The sequence below is a fragment of the Streptococcus sanguinis genome (assembly GCF_003943735.1).
In the GTDB taxonomy this organism is placed as follows: Bacteria; Bacillota; Bacilli; order Lactobacillales; family Streptococcaceae; genus Streptococcus; species Streptococcus sanguinis_E.
The window spans coordinates 271,868-289,491 of the sequence record NZ_RJMV01000003.1 but is presented as its reverse complement, the minus strand read 5'-3'; the positions used below and the strand labels follow the sequence as shown (position 1 = coordinate 289,491).

20 protein-coding genes are annotated in these 17,624 nt (G+C 42.1%); 5 read left to right on the top strand and 15 right to left on the bottom strand.

The features are described from left to right. Window positions 1-83 precede the first annotated feature (83 nt). The 13 genes from dprA to D8877_RS05695 all read right to left on the bottom strand — a co-directional run bounded on the left by dprA (window position 84) and on the right by D8877_RS05695 (window position 10,926). Window positions 84-926 carry a DNA-processing protein DprA gene (gene dprA / locus D8877_RS05760; protein WP_002900343.1) on the bottom strand — a complete coding sequence of 281 codons (843 nt, stop codon included), beginning with the start codon at window positions 924-926 and terminating at the stop codon, window positions 84-86. A 118-nt stretch (window positions 927-1,044) separates the two neighbouring features. Next, entirely contained in the window at window positions 1,045-1,611 is a 567-nt protein-coding gene (locus D8877_RS05755) for a sugar O-acetyltransferase (protein WP_002909727.1), read from the bottom strand. Continuing rightward, window positions 1,587-2,429 (bottom strand): PRD domain-containing protein, encoded by an 843-nt coding sequence (locus D8877_RS05750; RefSeq protein WP_125337478.1) that lies wholly within the window; start codon window positions 2,427-2,429, stop codon window positions 1,587-1,589. The genes D8877_RS05755 and D8877_RS05750 overlap by 25 nt, the downstream gene beginning before the upstream one ends. Window positions 2,430-2,446: 17 nt before the next feature. Next, entirely contained in the window at window positions 2,447-3,211 is a 765-nt protein-coding gene (gene rnhB, locus D8877_RS05745; protein ID WP_125337479.1) for a ribonuclease HII, read from the bottom strand. Next, window positions 3,198-4,049 (bottom strand): ribosome biogenesis GTPase YlqF, encoded by an 852-nt coding sequence (gene ylqF / locus D8877_RS05740; RefSeq protein ID WP_049553090.1) that lies wholly within the window; start codon window positions 4,047-4,049, stop codon window positions 3,198-3,200. Before ylqF ends, rnhB begins: the two co-directional genes overlap by 14 nt. Window positions 4,050-4,190: 141 nt before the next feature. Next, window positions 4,191-4,529 (bottom strand): ATP cone domain-containing protein, encoded by a 339-nt coding sequence (locus tag D8877_RS05735; protein ID WP_125341523.1) that lies wholly within the window; start codon window positions 4,527-4,529, stop codon window positions 4,191-4,193. A 242-nt stretch (window positions 4,530-4,771) separates the two neighbouring features. Beyond that, a complete protein-coding gene (gene dapA, locus D8877_RS05725) occupies window positions 4,772-5,707 on the bottom strand; it encodes a 4-hydroxy-tetrahydrodipicolinate synthase (RefSeq protein ID WP_002902934.1) in 936 nt (311 codons plus the stop codon). A gap of 82 nt (window positions 5,708-5,789) precedes the next feature. After that, a complete protein-coding gene (locus D8877_RS05720; RefSeq protein ID WP_125341524.1) occupies window positions 5,790-6,866 on the bottom strand; it encodes an aspartate-semialdehyde dehydrogenase in 1,077 nt (358 codons plus the stop codon). A 189-nt stretch (window positions 6,867-7,055) separates the two neighbouring features. Next, window positions 7,056-7,181 carry a hypothetical protein gene (locus D8877_RS12420; RefSeq protein ID WP_260468668.1) on the bottom strand — a complete coding sequence of 42 codons (126 nt, stop codon included), beginning with the start codon at window positions 7,179-7,181 and terminating at the stop codon, window positions 7,056-7,058. Between the two features lie 199 nt (window positions 7,182-7,380). Beyond that, window positions 7,381-8,034 carry a DNA alkylation repair protein gene (locus tag D8877_RS05710; protein ID WP_125341526.1) on the bottom strand — a complete coding sequence of 218 codons (654 nt, stop codon included), beginning with the start codon at window positions 8,032-8,034 and terminating at the stop codon, window positions 7,381-7,383. A 3-nt stretch (window positions 8,035-8,037) separates the two neighbouring features. Then, on the bottom strand, window positions 8,038-8,649 hold the full coding sequence (locus tag D8877_RS05705; RefSeq protein ID WP_125341527.1) for a DUF5052 family protein: 612 nt from the start codon (window positions 8,647-8,649) through the stop codon (window positions 8,038-8,040). A gap of 2 nt (window positions 8,650-8,651) precedes the next feature. After that, window positions 8,652-9,179 carry a GNAT family N-acetyltransferase gene (locus D8877_RS05700; RefSeq protein WP_221761539.1) on the bottom strand — a complete coding sequence of 176 codons (528 nt, stop codon included), beginning with the start codon at window positions 9,177-9,179 and terminating at the stop codon, window positions 8,652-8,654. A gap of 76 nt (window positions 9,180-9,255) precedes the next feature. Then, window positions 9,256-10,926, bottom strand: coding sequence for a formate--tetrahydrofolate ligase (locus tag D8877_RS05695; protein ID WP_125341529.1), 1,671 nt, complete (start codon window positions 10,924-10,926; stop codon window positions 9,256-9,258). A 213-nt stretch (window positions 10,927-11,139) separates the two neighbouring features. On the opposite strand from D8877_RS05695, the gene D8877_RS05690 reads away from it, so the two are divergent. From D8877_RS05690 to D8877_RS05670, 5 genes are all read left to right on the top strand, one after another. Continuing rightward, the gene (locus tag D8877_RS05690) at window positions 11,140-11,823 is read left to right on the top strand and encodes a phosphopantothenate--cysteine ligase (RefSeq protein WP_125341530.1); all 684 of its coding nucleotides are present in this window, start codon (window positions 11,140-11,142) and stop codon (window positions 11,821-11,823) included. Between the two features lie 11 nt (window positions 11,824-11,834). Next, a complete protein-coding gene (coaC, locus tag D8877_RS05685) occupies window positions 11,835-12,386 on the top strand; it encodes a phosphopantothenoylcysteine decarboxylase (RefSeq protein WP_032908164.1) in 552 nt (183 codons plus the stop codon). Beyond that, window positions 12,370-12,933 (top strand): ECF transporter S component, encoded by a 564-nt coding sequence (locus D8877_RS05680; protein WP_002924636.1) that lies wholly within the window; start codon window positions 12,370-12,372, stop codon window positions 12,931-12,933. Before coaC ends, D8877_RS05680 begins: the two co-directional genes overlap by 17 nt. 241 nt (window positions 12,934-13,174) lie before the next feature. Further along, a complete protein-coding gene (locus D8877_RS05675; protein WP_125341531.1) occupies window positions 13,175-14,893 on the top strand; it encodes a phospho-sugar mutase in 1,719 nt (572 codons plus the stop codon). A gap of 124 nt (window positions 14,894-15,017) precedes the next feature. Beyond that, complete coding sequence (locus tag D8877_RS05670; protein ID WP_125341532.1) at window positions 15,018-15,365, top strand: DUF6568 family protein; 348 nt, start codon at window positions 15,018-15,020, stop codon at window positions 15,363-15,365. A 46-nt stretch (window positions 15,366-15,411) separates the two neighbouring features. On the opposite strand, the gene mutY is transcribed toward D8877_RS05670, so the two are convergent. Both mutY and pta read right to left on the bottom strand, forming a co-directional pair. Then, window positions 15,412-16,572, bottom strand: a complete 1,161-nt coding sequence (mutY, locus tag D8877_RS05665; protein WP_125341533.1) for an A/G-specific adenine glycosylase — start codon at window positions 16,570-16,572, stop codon at window positions 15,412-15,414. A 65-nt stretch (window positions 16,573-16,637) separates the two neighbouring features. After that, window positions 16,638-17,615, bottom strand: a complete 978-nt coding sequence (gene pta, locus D8877_RS05660) for a phosphate acetyltransferase (protein ID WP_002921144.1) — start codon at window positions 17,613-17,615, stop codon at window positions 16,638-16,640. Window positions 17,616-17,624: the final 9 nt, after the last annotated feature.

Here is a 17,624-nt window from a genome sequence, read left to right as displayed (position 1 = left end):
TTCTATAAGAAATAAATCTCATAGAGTTTAAACTATTTTTTGATAGATGTCAACTGCTAACTTTTCTTATAGGAAAACTTGTTTTAAAAATCAAACTCAGAAAGGACGTCAGAGCCTGATGTGATGCACTTTGCACCCTCTTGAATCAAATGATGGCAACCGTCAGATTTTCCATCTAAAATTGACCCCGGAATAGCAAAGACATCTCGCCCTTCTTCCATGGCTCGCTCACAGGTAATCAGACTGCCTGAACGCATCTTAGCTTCTGCCACGATGACGCCTCGACAGAGACCAGCGATGATACGATTTCGCTCTGGAAAATGAAATTTCAAAGGCTGTTCACCTGGACCATACTCTGTCAGCAATAAATGATTTTTGCCAATGTAAGCTTGTAATTTTTTGTTAGCCTTGGGATAGAAGACATCTAATCCCGTCCCAATGACAGCAATGGTCTGACCTCCGTTTTGTAGAGCAGCCATGTGAGCTGCTGTATCAATCCCTCGAGCCAGCCCGCTGACGATAACCAATTCATTATTTAGCTCTTTGATAATCTTTTGTACTGAGGCATTTCCTTGCTTGCTGCTGTCTCTACTGCCAACGACCGCAGCTTTGGGCAATTCTAGTAGATTTAGATTTCCCTGATAAAATAACAAAGTCGGGGCATCGTAAATTTCACATAAATCCCAAGGATAAATATCATCCAAGATAGAAAAGGACGGAAAAAGTTCAAATTCTTCCTTCAAAGCTGGTAAATCAAGCCTCTTGTATTTCTCTATAAAGAGTGCAGGATTGCGGCACTCAGATACGACAGCCTTATCTCGCAGAGAAAGCTTGCCATCTCTACTCTCAGCATATCTCAAAACATTTAAAACCTGATGATTAGTCAAACCAGCTTTTTTCATTTTATAAATCTCAAAATTATTCATTTTTTCACCTCACTTTCTTATTCGTAAAAAGTTCAAAAAAAGAACTGCAGTACAGTTCCTTCTTTACGATTTTATTTAATATGATGTTGTCAATAGCCGGTTCCCTTGCCCATTGCCTTTAACACTCTTTATGAACAGGAATTTCCTTAATAATTCGCGCTGGATTACCAGCCAAGACTACATTGTCACCAAAAGACTTGGTCACAACCGCTCCTGCTCCAACTACCACATTATCTCCTAGCGTCACGCCTGGCAGAATCGTCACACCTCCGCCAGCCCAGAAGTTATCACCAATAGTGATTGGTGCTCCGTACTCAATACCGGAATTTCTTTCCACTGGATCAAGTGGATGAAGAGGTGTCAGAAACTGGCAATTTGGACCAAGCATAGCATTGTCTCCGATGCGAATCGGGCAAACGTCCAGCATAGTCAGATTCCAGTTAGAACAAAAATTCTCTCCTAGATGAATATTGATTCCATAATCACAGACCAAATCAGGCTTCATAGCAAGATTCTCTCCTGTGCAGCCAAACCATTCTTTGATAATAGCACTTCTCTTGTCGCTGTCTTGCTCTTGGTTAAAACGATATTGAAATTCTTTGGATCGAGCTCTAATTTTTCTTAAATCTTCGTCTTGTGGTCGGTAAATCTCTCCAGCAATCATTTTTTCGTATTCGCTTTGCATGTCATCCTCCTTTTCATGCGTGACAAATGGATGGTCAGGTAAAGTTGTTCATCCTCTGATATTTGGTAATTTCTGGTTTGCTTTAAAAATTCAGCAATCTTCCTAGTGGTTTCATAAGCCAAGGGATACTTACATTTAAGTAAGTCAAACATCTCATTGTCCTCCAAGTCACGGTGGCCATTATCAGTCAGGACTCGCTCACAGAAAAATTTCAGATGGGTCATGAAGCGCTCTAGGTAGATGTCTTCCTCGTCTAAAGAAATTTCCAAACTGTACTTGACAATGGTCATGATTTCCTCCATCATCATAGTCAAATCACGCGCAGTTCCGTCGCCATTTTCCAGCTCTGCATTGACCAAGGTCAGCGCCATAAAAGCTGCTTCATCATCTGGAAGTTCCTTGCTGACATAAGCACTCAAAAGCTGTTTGGCATACTGACCAACCTCAAACTCGATAGGAAAAAAGCGTTTAATATCCCACATGAGGAAATTCTTGAGATAAATATCATCTTCCAAGCGCAGCAAGACTCCGTGGATATGATCTGCCATCGCCAGAAAAGCACTGTCTTTGAGCTTCTTCTGCAGTTTCACCTTTGCGAAAGAAATAATCTTATCTGACATTTCCATGACCTCTGCTGGCAACTCCATCAGAAGCTGTCGTCTATTTTCTGACAAGACATACTTTTTCTCAATCAGCTCATCTGGAATCTCCTGGCCAACTTTTCGACCAAAGGCCAGTCCTCGTCCCATGAGAATAACTTCTTCTTGGTTTTCTTCAGAAATCACTACATTATTGTTTAAGATTTTACTGATAAGCATGCCTCACCTCTTCATGCCTATTCACACATGGATTTTACAGGTTCAAATGTCTTGCGATGAATAGGAGTTACACCATTTCGTTCCAAGCCTTGCAAATGACTTTTGGTCCCATAACCAGCATTTTGCGAAAAATCATAGCCAGGAAATTCCTTGTCATAGTCTGCCATCAGCTTATCTCGAGTAACCTTAGCCACAATACTGGCTGCTGCGATAGATAGCGAATTAGCATCGCCTTTGATGATGGACTCTTGCGGAATCTCGACATCTAACTTCATAGCATCAATCAGCAGATAATCTGGCTTGAGAGAAAGCTTAGACAAAGCCTCTTTCATAGCAAGCTTGGTCGCTTCATAGATATTGACTTGGTCAATAATCTCGCTGTCCATCAGGCCAATACCGACTGCCAAGGCTTTATCCATGACTGCTTGATAGATATCTTTATGTTTTTTCTTGGGAATTTTTTTACTATCGTTGAGCCCCTTAATTTTACATTCTGGTGGTAAGATGACAGCTGCAGCGACAACTGGTCCAGCTAGAGGGCCGCGGCCGACTTCATCAATTCCAGCTATTGCTTGGTAGCCGGCTTTATAAAGCTCTTTTTCATACCGTAACATCTGCTCCAGACGCAGTTCCTCGTCTAACTCTGCTTGAATAGCTCTTTTACGCTTTTCAATCGCCTTTTGAACTCCACTGCGCGAATCATTAGCTGCTTCTGCCAGAAAAGAATCAGCCAAATCAGTCACTAACTCTAAACGTTGCTGGATTTCTTTAATCGTTGCCATCTAGTTCACCAACCGTGTCCAAGCAATAACGACCTAATTTACCATCGCGGACATCTTTGACAAAAAGACTGTAAAAACGGTCATAGTCATCGCGGAAGCCGAGTTTTTTGGTCATATCCATAATCATGTCTGGTGCTTCCTGGCTTAGATCCAGCTGCTTGAAGCGTGCTATCAGCTCCTCAGGATAATGTTCCTTAAAGTAATTGAGGCCAAAAATCGTGACCTCATCCATAGGCAGCAAATTATCCTTAATAGCACCAGTCAGGGCAAGCTTGAGAGCAACCGTCTCATCTTCAAACTTAGGCCAGAGTATTCCTGGTGTATCTAAGATTTCCAAATCTTTATTTGACTTGAGCCATTGCTGACCTTTTGTCACACCCGGCTTATTCCCTACAACAGCGATTTTCTTACCTGCCAAGCGATTCATGAGGGTTGATTTGCCGGCATTGGGAATACCGACTATCATGGTACGCAGGGTTTCGATGCGAATTCCTCTTTCTTTCTGTCGCGTCAGTTTATCAGACATAAGTTTCTTAGCTGCATCCGTTACTTTTTTAACAGCAGATTGCTCTTTGGAATTAATAGATAAGGTCGGAATCCCTTGGCTTTCAAAATAGCTCTGCCATTCTTTAATACGAACAGGGTCAGCCAAATCAGCCTTGTTTAAAATCAAAAGCTTGGGTTTGTCACCCACAATCTTAGTCAGCATAGGATTTTGACTGGATAAAGGAAGTCTGGCATCAACCAGTATCGTCACAAAATCAACAAACTTAATATTTTCCTGTACCTGTCTCCGTGCCTTGGACATATGCCCCGGAAACCATTGAATCGTTGCCATAATTTATCCTTTCAACGAATATCATTGTTAAAATTTTATATCTTTAACTATTTTAACATATTTCTAGGATTTAAGCGGGTGAATTCTAAAGTGATACTCTCCACCTCAAGAGCAAAAAAAGCCCCAGCGGGCTTTCTAACTTTATCTTACTTGCTCAAAATGCAGATGCACAGCGATATGATCTCCATAGCCATTGCGCTCTAAATCGCGCTGCAAACGATAAGAAATATAATGCTCTGCAATAGTAATATAACCTGCACCTAAGAGGCGGCTTTCAACCATAGACTGAATCATGCTAATCGTCGCACGCTCAACCTTAGCTTCTTCCAAATCCAGAACGACTTTCTTCGTAACCTGCGCTAAATTATGACGCAAATCATCTGTCAACACATAGACAGTCTGTGCTGCCTTTAAAACTGCTTGATAGATTTTATCTGGGTCAAATTCTACAACCTCACCGCTCCGTTTAATAACTTGCATAAAAAACTCCTTTTATATTATATATTTCTAATCTAATGTAAAATTCTAACATGACTGCTGCCAGTCCAGTCGTCTATAGTCTGCTCAAAAAGAATTCTCAAAGCAAGACCATACCTTAACATTATATAATTTTTTCCAATATTTTTCAAAGGAAGCTTCCTTTTTTCTTTAGCCTTAAAAGATCATATAAAAGGACTGCCCTGGACAATCCTTTCTAGAAATATTTTTTTCAATCTTATCAATCAATAATCCGGTCTCAGGACGCCTTTAACCGTCTCTTTGGTTGCTTGATAGTCGCCATCAACCACGACCTTAATAATGCGTTTAGCATCTTCTTCAGGCGCAGGCACAAGTGGTAAGCGGGTTGGGCCTGCTGCAAATCCTAAGTAATTAAGGACTGCCTTGACTGGAGCCGGACTTGGGTAAGAGAAAAGCGCATTGACTTTAGGGATGAACTTCCGCTGAATAGCTGCTGCTTTTTTGATGTCATTGTGTTCAATAGCATCCAGCATTTCAAACATTTCATCACCGTTTGTGTGAGAAGCAACTGAGATAACTCCATCAGCCCCCAGATTCATAGCATGAAAGGCATCGCCATCCTCACCAGTGTAAATCAGAAACTCCTCTGGACGATGTTCGATCAGATAGGCCATATTCGCCAGACTAGTACATTCTTTAACGCCGATAATGTTTGGATGTTCTGCCAACCTCAGCATAGTCTCAGGTGTCATCTCAACCACTACCCGGCCAGGTATATTGTAGATAATGATCGGCAGGTTTGAAGCATCCGCAATGGCTTTAAAATGCTGATACATCCCTTCCTGAGAAGGTTTGTTGTAATAGGGAACAATGGCTAAACCAGCCGCAAACCCACCAAATTCATCTACTTCTTTTACGAATTCGATAGAGTCGCGCGTTTCATTGGTACCGACACCAGCTATCAAAGGAACGCGCCCCTTGACAACCTTTTGAACTGCCGCAAATAATTCCAGCTCTTCATCGTGAGTCAGAGTTGGACTTTCTGCAGTTGTTCCAGCCAGCAAAATCCCATCCGTATGATGAGCCAAAAGATGCTCAATCAAGTCTGGAATAGCTTCAAAATTGATGGAGCCATCTTCATGAAAAGGTGTAATAAAAGCTGTGATGATTTTACAGTTTTTCAAATCCGCATACGCCATAAACTTACCTCTCTTTATTATACGAAAAGAGGGTTGAAAGAACGATTATTCAACCCTGTGCTGTCAAGTTTCCTTGGTCACTTTATTTTAATTCAAAAACAACTTCTGCTGTTGGACGAACTAAACCACGCTCATGCAGTGTCTCTGCGATTTGAACAGAATTCCAAGCCGCCCCCTTAAGAAGATTGTCTGAAACCACCCACATGTGGATTCCTTTTTCCGCATCAAGATCCTTACGAATCCGGCCAACAAAGGTTTCTTTCTTACCAACCGCATTGATTGCTTGCGGATAAACCTGATGAGCTACATCATCCTCCAGAACAGCACCAGGAAAGGCTGCGATTGCTGCTTTTACCTGTTCAATAGGAGCAACTTCCTTAGTCTCGATGTAAACAGATTCTGAGTGAGCAGATAAGATTGGAAGACGGACACATGTCGCAGAAACAGCAATAGAATCATCTTCCATGATTTTCTTAGTTTCCTTGGTCATCTTCATCTCTTCGTAAGTATAGTCGTTATCTGTAAAGACATCAATCTGAGGTAAGGCATTAAAGGCAATAGGATAATGCTTCTTATCACCACTACATGGCAGGATATTGGCTTCTGCGTCCTTAGGATTTACACCATCATTGAGAACAGAGCGCAATTGAGCTTGGGTTTCAAGAATGGCTCCCATACCTGCACCAGAAACAGCTTGATAGGTAGACACGATGATACGCTCCAACCCCCATTGCTGACGAATAGGCTCTAAAGCCACCATCATCTGAATTGTCGAGCAGTTAGGGCAAGCGATAATTCCCTTGTGCTGATCTAAGGCATGGGCGTTGACTTCTGGAACAACCAGAGGAACATCAGGATTTTGACGGAAATAAGAGGTGTTATCGACCACCACCGCTCCCGCTTTAACTGCGTAAGGAGCGAATTTTGCTGAGGTAGAACCTCCAGCTGAGAAGAGAGCAATATCTACACCTTCAAAAGCCGTCTCAGTCGTCTCTTCGATAGTAATATCTTGTCCCTTGAACTGGAGAACTTTTCCAGCTGAACGAGCAGACGCCAGATAGCGTATTTTATCAATTGGAAGGCTAGATTCTTCCAGCATTTTAATCATTTGAGATCCAACGGCACCAGTGGCACCTACTACAGCAACTGTATATCCCATGCGATAACCTCTCTGAATTTTCAAAAAATTTTTATTGTTAGTATTATACTATTTTTAGGGAAAAATGCAAATATTTCTGAAGAATATAAGTGCGATATTTTGATAAAACACACTAACACTCATGCCTCTCTATGAGAACTTTCAAGGTTTACAGTTTTTGTTCTCACGAACAAAACTGTATCCACTGCTCTATGACTCAATTTCCTCCTGCGGACTCGTTTCGTCAAGAGCAATAGCACTCACTACGTCGACCGTCTCAGTATCAATGTCTCTAAGCCCGGCTGCGACTAATGGTCTTGCCACTCTAAGAGACATAGAAAAATCCCCAATCCGTAGATTGGGGATAAGGGCACTTTCATGTGATCAGCAGGTTCACACAACTGATCAAGGTCCGCTCCTGCGTTTATGACCTCCCATGCTTCAATTTGCAGAAAATCTGCATATCGACTCATCGCACTTATCTATCATAAGCTATCACATAGAAAATGTCAAGACAGACAGATTATTAGAATTTTTATAAATACTTACTTCCCTCTCGAATACTAAGGGCAGCCATTGCTGCTCGATTCCGTTCTATAAAATCTCTGACCCAGTCTGGATTGGTTTTGGAATAATCTCTCAGCGCCCAGCCGATGGCCTTGTTAATAAAGAATTCTGTTTGGCCCAGATTATTTACTAAAATCTTCTCCAAGAGCTCTGTGTCTGTTTTCTCTTTTCGTAGCAGCTGATGATCAATAGTCAAGCGCCGTAACCAAATATCCTCATCACAACTCCAAGCTACAATAATCTCTTTGGTTTCCGGAAATCGAGCAATGATTGATCCAACCAAGCGGTCCAAAAAGTCTATGGTATCCCACCAAGATTTTGTTTGGGCCAGCTTTTTCAAACGTGGCAAGTCAGATGGTGTCAATAGTTTCTTGCGAATCTCCAGATAATCTAGCGCAGTGTACTGCAGTTCTCGATAGGGATTTTTCCAAGCTTCATTTATAAAATTCCAGTCAATGACGGAGTCAGTATGTTGTTTGAAAAAAGCCTTTGTGAGCTTCCGTCTGGCTAGAGTCTTGACTCCTAGAAACTCAAATTTATTTTTCATATAGGCTTTCATAGCCACCGCATCATCTGGGTTAGCTAAAGCTTTTAACTCTTTTACCAATTCCTCTACATTCATATCTTACTCCAGCAATTCACGGTCATAAATAGTGTAGTCGCAGCGGTAAATCACGAGACGTTTGCCGTCAATCAGCAACTCAGAGGTTTTAGGAGCATCGGATTTATCTAGAGAAACACGGTCTCCAGCATAGGCAGCCAACGGAGTGCCGTTTTGAGAGCGAATCAAAATGACCTTTTTCTTTCCGGTAAAGTCGTTTTTAAAGGCTGAAATCATGCGATTTAAAACAGGAACAGAATGGCTATTCTCCTCAACATCTGCAGTCTTTTGATACTGGGCAAAGACATCTTTCAAGCCTTTTTCTTCTGCAATCAAGGAAGAGCCCACATGGTCAATCTCATACTTACCCAAGGTTATTTTGAGCACAGAAGAATCTTCCTTGGAATTTCCTTCCGCATCAACTGAATCAAACTCCTCGTTACGCGAGATGGACAGGGACTTCCCCGACATCTGGTCTATGAGTTGGGAATTCTCATCATAGGTTCGAACTGTCATCTCTAAACCAATCCATTCCTCCTTGGCATTTTTAAACCAATTTTCAACGGCCTGACAGCCGCTCAAAGTCAAAAGGGTAACGCTTAGAAGAGTTATTAATAAATGTTTCTTTTTCATCATTTTTAATCCATTTCTTTTAAAAATTTGATGGGTCCAGCTTGCTTGTCTAAGGACTTTTGCAGCCAAACAATGTCATGCCAACGCTCGAATTTATAGCCAATTTTAGGGAAATGCGCCACCTGCTGGTAGCCTCTTTTTCGATGCAAAGCCAAGCTGGCTTCATTTGGCAAAGAAATACAGGCTAGAAAATGCATATATCCCATCTGATCTAACAGGTCTTCAAGTTCATCATAAAGATTACTGCCGACTCCCTTTCCTCGAGCATCTTGACTGACATAGACGGACAATTCCGCCGCCCAATCATAGGCTGCACGCGCATAATAAGTCGAAGCATAGGCATAACCTAAAATTAAACCGTCTTCTTCCGCTACCAGATAAGGATATCTTTCCAACGTTTTCTCAATCCTAGTTGCAAAATCCTCAATGGTCGGGACTTCATATTCAAAAGTAATGGCTGTATTTTCTACATAAGGCGCATAAATAGCAAGCAAGGTCGCAGCGTCTGATGGTCTTGCTAATCTAATGTTCATGTTGTCTCCATATTCTATTCTCATTATTTTCACTATTATACCAAAAAAGGCTCGTAAAGAGCCTTTTAAACCAAGATCAAAATAGTCCAATCGCTGTGCCGTCTGCTGCCACATCCATATTAAGTGCTGCAGGACGTTTTGGCAATCCTGGCATGGTCATGACATCTCCTGTCAAAGCCACGATAAAGCCTGCCCCAAGTTTTGGTACCAATTCACGAATGGTAATTTCAAAGTTTTCTGGCGCGCCCAGAGCAGCAGGATTGTCTGAGAAGCTATACTGTGTTTTGGCCATGCAGATTGGTAGCTTGTCCCAACCGTTTTTGACAATTTCCCGAATCTGAGTCTGCGCTTTTTTCTCAAAGTTCACCTTTGAACCACGATAGATTTCTCTGACAATTTTCTCTATTTTTTCTTCAATAGAAAGATCATTATCATAGAGGCGAGTGTAATGAGCAGGTTCTTCATTAATGGTTTTGACTAAAGTCTCAGCCAAAGCCACACCACCTTCAGCGCCATCAGCCCAAACACTAGCAAGCTCAACTGGTACCTTAATTGCTGCACAGAGTTCCTTAAGCGTAGCAATTTCAGACTCCGTATCTGAGACAAATTCATTGATGGCTACTACTGCTGGAATACCGAACTTACGCATATTTTCAACGTGCCGCTTGAGATTAGCAAAACCAGCTCGGATCGCCTCAACATTCTCTTCTGTAAGTGCATCCTTAGCTACTCCACCATTCATCTTAAGAGCGCGCAAGGTTGCAACGATTACGACTGCATCTGGAGAAGTCGGTAAGTTTGGAGTTTTAATATCTAAGAATTTTTCAGCACCAAGATCTGCACCAAATCCTGCTTCAGTCACTGTATAATCAGCCAACCGCAGCGCTGTGCTAGTCGCCAAAACAGAGTTACAGCCGTGGGCAATATTAGCAAATGGTCCGCCATGAACAAAGGCTGGTGTCCCATAAATAGTCTGAACTAGATTTGGCTTAATCGCATCTTTCAAGACTAAAGCCAAGGCTCCTTCTACCTCAAGGTCACGAACATAGACTGGTGAGCGGTCATAGCGATAACCGATGACAATGTTAGCCAAGCGCTTTTTCAAATCTTCAATATCCGTGGCTAAGCAAAGAATCGCCATGATTTCAGATGCAACCGTAATGTCAAAACCATCTTCGCGCGGAATACCATTGACAGGACTTCCTAAGCCAACGGTCACATGGCGAAGAGCCCGGTCATTTAGGTCAACCACCCGCTTCCAGATAATGCGGCGTTGATCGATTCCCAGAGCATTTCCTTGATGCAAATGATTATCAATGAGAGCTGACAGGGCGTTGTTAGCAGTCGTAATGGCGTGCATATCACCAGTAAAATGCAAGTTAATATCTTCCATCGGTAGAACCTGCGCGTGACCGCCGCCAGCTGCGCCTCCTTTGATTCCCATAACAGGCCCCAAAGACGGTTCGCGAATGGCAATCATAGTTTTCTTGCCAATTTTATTGAGCGCATCAGCTAGTCCAATGGTAATGGTAGACTTACCTTCCCCAGCAGGTGTCGGATTAATCGCCGTTACCAAAATCAGTTTGCCAACAGGATTTTTTTCAACCTCACGAATCTTATCAAAGCTGAGCTTAGCCTTATACTTACCATATAATTCCAAGTCGTCATAGTTGATGCCAACTTTTTTCACTACATCAACAATAGGCTGCAATTCAACACTTTGAGCAATTTCAATATCTGTTTTCATCAAGAACTCCTCTGTCAATTAATATAAAGATTATAACAAAAAAGAGCAAAATCTACATGATTAAGCTCTAAAAAGATTTTAATGTTCGGTAAAAAGAAAAGTTAAGAAAATTATATTCTCTAAAATATAAGATTTCAGAGAATTATTTTCCGCTGTGACACTCTGCAATTAGAATTATTTTACTAAATTTCTTTTTTCTTGTAAAATAGTGTTATGAACATATTGATTACTTCTGGCGGGACCAGCGAGAAAATCGACCGTGTCCGCTCTATTACCAATCATTCGACGGGACAGCTAGGGAAAATCATAGCCGAAACTTTCCTAGCCAAGGGAGATCGGGTGACTTTGGTAACAACACCCAAGGCTGTTCGCCCTGCAGCTCATCCCAATCTTACCATTGTCCAGATTGAAAACGTTGCAGAACTGCTTGAAAGCTTGAAGCCGCTCGTTCACACACATGATGTATTGATTCATGCAATGGCTGTTTCTGACTATACTCCCGTCTACATGACTGGTTTGGAAGCTGTAGCGGCTAGCCCTGACATGACTGAATTTCTGAATAAAACTAACTCAGAAAGCAAGATTTCTTCTCAGGATGATGTTCAAGTTCTTTTTCTCAAAAAGACACCAAAAATCATCAGTTTGGTAAAAAAATGGAATCCAGCCATTCGCTTGATTGGCTTCAAACTCTTGGTCGATGTTTCTAAGGAAGAGTTACTCGAGACCGCACGAGCCAGTCTCATAAAAAATCAAGCAGAAATCATCGTCGTCAATGATTTGACAGAGATTTCTAATCAGGAGCACAGAGCCTATCTTGTCGGAAAAGAGACTGTAACTCAAGCTCAATCCAAAGAAGAAATTGCTCAGCTCCTCTACCTGCATATCCATAGTCCATAAGGAGGTAAATGATGAAACGGATTACCTTAGCCGTCAGCGGCAGCATATCAGCCTACAAGGCTGCTGACATCATCAGCCGTCTAAAGAAAGAGAACTTTGAAGTTGCTGTCCTCATGACAGAGGCAGCGACAGAATTTATCACACCGCTGACCCTGCAAGTCTTGTCGCAAAAGCCAGTTGCAATTGATATTATGCAAGAACCTGACCCGAGCAAGGTCAATCACATTGATATCGCTAAAAAGTCTGACCTCTTTTTGCTAGCTCCCGCTACAGCAAATACCATCGCTAAACTAGCCAACGGCTTAGCTGACAATATGGTGACAGCTACTGCTCTAGCTCTGCCGCCTCATACGAAGAAAGTTTTGGCTCCAGCTATGAACACTAAGATGTTTGAAAATCCACTAACCCAGCACAATTTGGAACGTCTGCAGCGTTTTGGATGGAAGGTTATCCAACCACGCGAAGCTGTTCTGGCCTGTGGCGATCAGGGGACAGGTGCTCTAGCTGAGATTGATACAATTATTGATACAGTAAAGGAACTTATTTATGAAAAAACAGTCTAAAATTGCTCAAATTGCTATTTTCTTTGCCATTATGTTGGTACTGCACCTGCTCAGCTCAGTCATTTTCAACCTCCTGCCAGTACCGATTAAACCTACGATTATTCACATCCCTGTTATCATTGCCAGTATCCTCTATGGTCCTAAAGTCGGAGCTGTTCTAGGTGGGCTCATGGGATGTATCAGCGTTATTACCAATACCTTGGTGTTGCTACCAACCAGCTATCTCTTTAGCCCCTTTGTGCCAAATGGAAGCCTTTCTTCGCTTCTTGTTGCCATGGTGCCTCGCATTCTCATCGGTATCACTCCTTATTTCGTATATAAAGCAATGAAAAATAAGGCTGGCTTGATTGTAGCTGGTTCCGTTGGTTCTGCCACCAATACCATCTTCGTCTTGGGAGGTATCTTCTTTCTCTTTTCAAATGTATACCAAGGTGATATCAAAGCACTTTTGGCTGTGATTCTATCTGCAAATTCCATTGCCGAGTTAATCATTTCTGCGATTTTGACAGCAACTATCATTCCTGCACTTGAAAAAGCCAAAAAATAATGATGATAAATTAATTTTCCTGACCAAGCCTTGCTTTGGTCTTTTTTAATCTCGCAATTCTGCAATAACCAGCTTGAAATCCTTGAAACAATGCCTTGAAAAGTATTTCATCGTTTTCTAGGTAACCTCTTTCAAAATTAATGAAAATATGCTACAATGTAAGCGATTAAGAAAATTTAAGAGCAGGATTTTTTACTAAAATTTCCAACTCTTCATTTCAAAAATAAAGGAGACTCCACCTATGACTTATCAAGATAACTTCAAAAAATGGCTTGATTATGCTGAACTTCCTGACTATCTTCGCCAAGACTTGAACAGTATGGACGAAAAAACTAAGGAAGATGCTTTTTACACCAATCTTGAGTTTGGTACCGCTGGTATGCGTGGTTTAATTGGCGCTGGTACCAACCGTATTAATATTTATGTTGTCCGTCAGGCAACTGAAGGTTTGGCTCGCTTGATTGAAGAAAAAGGTGATGAGTTCAAAAAACGCGGTGTTGCGATTGCTTACGACTCCCGTCATTTCTCACCAGAATTTGCCTTTGAATCTGCTGCTGTTTTAGCTAAGCACGGTATCAAGTCCTATGTTTTTGAAAGCCTGCGCCCAACTCCGGAACTTTCATTTGCAGTACGTCATCTGGGAACTTTTGCTGGTATCATGATTACAGCCAGCCACAACCCTGCTCCATTTAATGGCTACAAGGTATATGGTGAAGACGGTGGACAAATGCCTCCGCATGATGCAGATGCATTGACTGACTACATCCGTGCTATTGAAAATCCTTTTGCTATTGAGGTCGCTGATGTTGAAGCTGAAAAAGCTTCTGGCTTGATTGAAGTGATTGGCGATGCTATTGATGCTGAATACCTCAAGGAAGTTAAAGATGTCAATATCAACCAAAAACTGATTGATGAATACGGTAAGGACATGAAGATTGTCTATACTCCTCTGCATGGTACTGGTGAAATGTTGGCTCGTCGCGCTTTGGCTCAAGCAGGATTTGATTCTGTTGAAGTTGTCGAAGCTCAGGCTGTAGCTGATCCAGACTTCTCTACTGTTAAGTCTCCAAACCCTGAAAGCCAAGCAGCCTTTGCCTTGGCTGAGGAATTAGGCCGTAAAGTTGGTGCAGATGTCTTGGTTGCAACTGACCCAGATGCTGACCGTGTCGGTGTTGAAGTTCTGCAAAAAGACGGCAGCTACCTCAACCTTTCTGGTAACCAAATCGGAGCCATCATGGCTAAATACATCTTGGAAGCTCATAAGAGTGCTGGAACTCTGCCAGCAAACGCAGCTCTCTGCAAGTCTATCGTTTCTACTGACTTGGTGACTAAGATTGCTGAAAGTTATGGCGCAACCATGTTCAATGTCTTGACTGGTTTCAAATTTATCGCTGAAAAGATTCAAGAATTCGAAGAAAAACACAACCACACCTACATGATGGGATTTGAAGAAAGCTTCGGCTATTTGATTAAACCATTTGTACGTGATAAAGACGCTATCCAAGCTGTTTTGGTCGTGGCTGAGCTTGCTGCCTACTATCGCTCACGTGGCTTGACTCTGGCTGACGGTATTGAAGAAATCTACAAAGAGTATGGTTACTTTGCTGAAAAGACTATCTCTGTAACCCTGTCTGGTGTTGATGGAGCTGAGCAAATCAAGGCTATCATGGCTAAGTTCCGTGACAATGCTCCGAAAGAATTCAACGCTACTGCTATTTCTGCTACTGAAGACTTTAAGGCGCAGACTTCTACCGCCGCAGACGGTACTGTTACAGCTCTGACGACTCCTCCAAGCGATGTGCTGAAATACACTTTGGCTGACGGTTCATGGATTGCTGTCCGGCCATCCGGAACAGAACCAAAAATCAAGTTCTACATTGCCGTTGTCGGTGACAGCAATGAAGATGCCCAAGCAAAAATTGCTGCTATTGAAGCAGAAATTAATGCCTTTATCAAGTAAAATAACACTATCAACCGATCAACCAGAGGATGAATTTCACATTCTCTGGTTTTTCGTTTCCAAATCAAGCATTTTTCTGATTTTTATGGCATACTAGTTTTATCAAAAGAAATGAGGATAATTTATGGAACAATTTGCTCAAAATATTAAAGACCTTGAAGTCACAACTGTTGACCGTGCTCGTCAAGCGATTGCTGACAAAGAAACTGCAACTTTCTTCGTTGGTCGTAAAACTTGCCCTTACTGCCGTAAATTTGCTGTAACATTAGCTGGTGTCGTAGCTGAAACTAAAGCACACATCTACTTCATTAACAGTGAAGAAGCTAGCGAATTAGAGAAATTGCAAGCCTTCCGCTCTGAATACAGCATTCCGACGGTTCCTGGTTTTGTTCATATTCAAGACGGCCAAGTATCTGTTCGTTGTGATTCTTCTATGATTGCAGAAGAAATTAAAGCTTTTGCAAACTTGTAAAATTGATTCAATTCAAAAATCTGAGACAAACTGAGTCTCAGATTTTTTATTTATTTCTAGCTTCCTGAAAAGCCTCCCACATCTTCTGCTGGGGTTTGGCAAAGGGGTAGTTTCCAAAGTCATCTGGATGAAGCCACAAGACCTCTCCATCAGCTGCGTGCTGGCTATCATTAACTCGACCATAAGCTAGCTGGATATGCCACTTGCGATGGCTGAAGACATGTTGCACCTTTGAAAAGGTCTGCTGCTGCCAATCAACCTTCAAATCATAATCCTGCTCAAAACTTTCTTGAGGAGACAGATCCAGACTTGACTGATTTTCTGCCACCTCAAACAAGGACATCTGATTTTCAGTTTGAAATTCCTCGATTTCAATCAAGGGAAAATGCCAAAAACCTGATAACAAGCCAGCAGCCTCATTCTTTTCAAGTAAGAATTGTCCCTGCTCGTTTTCTATAATCAAGCCTTGCAGATAGACTGGAACTGGCTTCTTTTTAGGTGCTTTGATTGGATATTTATCCATTGTTCCATTCAAATAAGCTGCGCTGAACTCCTTTACAGGACTGTCTTCTGGATGAGGATTAACAGGAGCTTCAATATCTGACCCCAGATCCATCAGCGATTGATTAAAATCTCCTGGTCTATCTGGATCAATCAGAATCTCCATCATAGCCTGAAATACCTTCCGATTGCTAGGTTGGCCAATATCTAAATCAACTTCAAACAAGCGACTCAGCACTCGCATGACATTACCGTCTACCGCAGGCTCAGCTAGGCCAAAGGCAATGCTAGCAATGGCACCAGCTGTATAAGGTCCAATCCCTTTGAGGCTAGCAAGTCCTTCATAGCTATCAGGAAATTTTCCAGCAAAATCCGTCGTTATCTGCTGGGCTGCTTTTTGCATATTTCTCACCCGCGAATAATAGCCCAACCCTTCCCAAGCCTTGAGCAGTCTATCCTCTGGCGCCTGAGCTAAATCAGCTACAGTCGGAAACCAGTCAAGGAAACGTTCATAGTAAGGAATCACCGTATCAACTCTGGTCTGCTGCAGCATAATCTCAGAAACCCAGATATGATAAGGATTGTTTGTCCTACGCCATGGCAGGTCACGTTTGTTTTCATCATACCAAGTTAATAATTTCTCTCGAAAAGAGGCGATTTTATCTGCCCCCCACATATCAATTCCATATTCTTTCAAATCTAACATAAATCTAGTATAGCATAAGGCAAGAAAAATAGGAGAGCTTATGCCCTCCAATTGTTTCTTATCGTTTAATAATGACCAACAGCCTGACTGGCTGTAATCAAAGTCAGCTTGTATACGTCATCCGCATTACATCCTCTGGAAAGGTCATTAACTGGATGGTTAAGACCCTGCAAGATAGGACCTACTGCTGAAAAGCCACCTAAACGCTCTGCCATTTTGTAGCTGATATTACCAGCCTCGATACTTGGGAAGACAAAGACAGTCGCTTGACCAGCCACAGAGCTGCCAGGTGCTTTCAGTTCAGCCGTTGCAGGGACAAAAGCTGCATCAAACTGTAATTCACCATCGATAGCCAAGTCTGGACGCATTTCCTGAGCCAACTTAGTCGCCTCCACTACCTTATCAACCTTTTCACCGAAACCAGAGCCCTTGGTCGAATAGCTGAGCATGGCAACTTTAGGATCAATACCAAAAATCTGCGCTGTTAGGGCTGAGTTAACAGCAATCTCCGCCAAAACATTGGCATCTGGATCGATATTGATGGCACAGTCACTGAAAATGTAGCGTTCGTCATCACGCACCATGAGGAAGGCTCCTGAAGTGCGAGAAACCCAAGGAAGAGTCTTGATGATTTGAAGAGCCGGCCGAACAGTCGCTGCTGTAGAATGAATCGCGCCAGACACCATCCCTTGGACTTTACCAAGGTAAACCAACATAACTCCAAAGTAGTTGACATCTTCCTTGAGCAACTGACGTGCTTCATCTGCAGTGATTTTCCCTTTTCGACGCTCAACGAATGCTTCTACCAATTCCTCAAAGCAGGAACAGTTTGAAGGATCAATAACCTGATATCCTTCTTTTACTCCCTCAATTTCCAGATAAATACGGATTTTATCAGGATTCCCCAAAAGAACTGGAGTAATATCGGTTTCTTTCACCAAACGTTTAGTAGCTTGCAAAATCCGTGGCTCTTCACCCTCCGGCAAGACAATCTTTACTTCCTTATCCTTCAAGGCTTCACGAATTGAATCAAAAATTTTCATGTTTCTTAA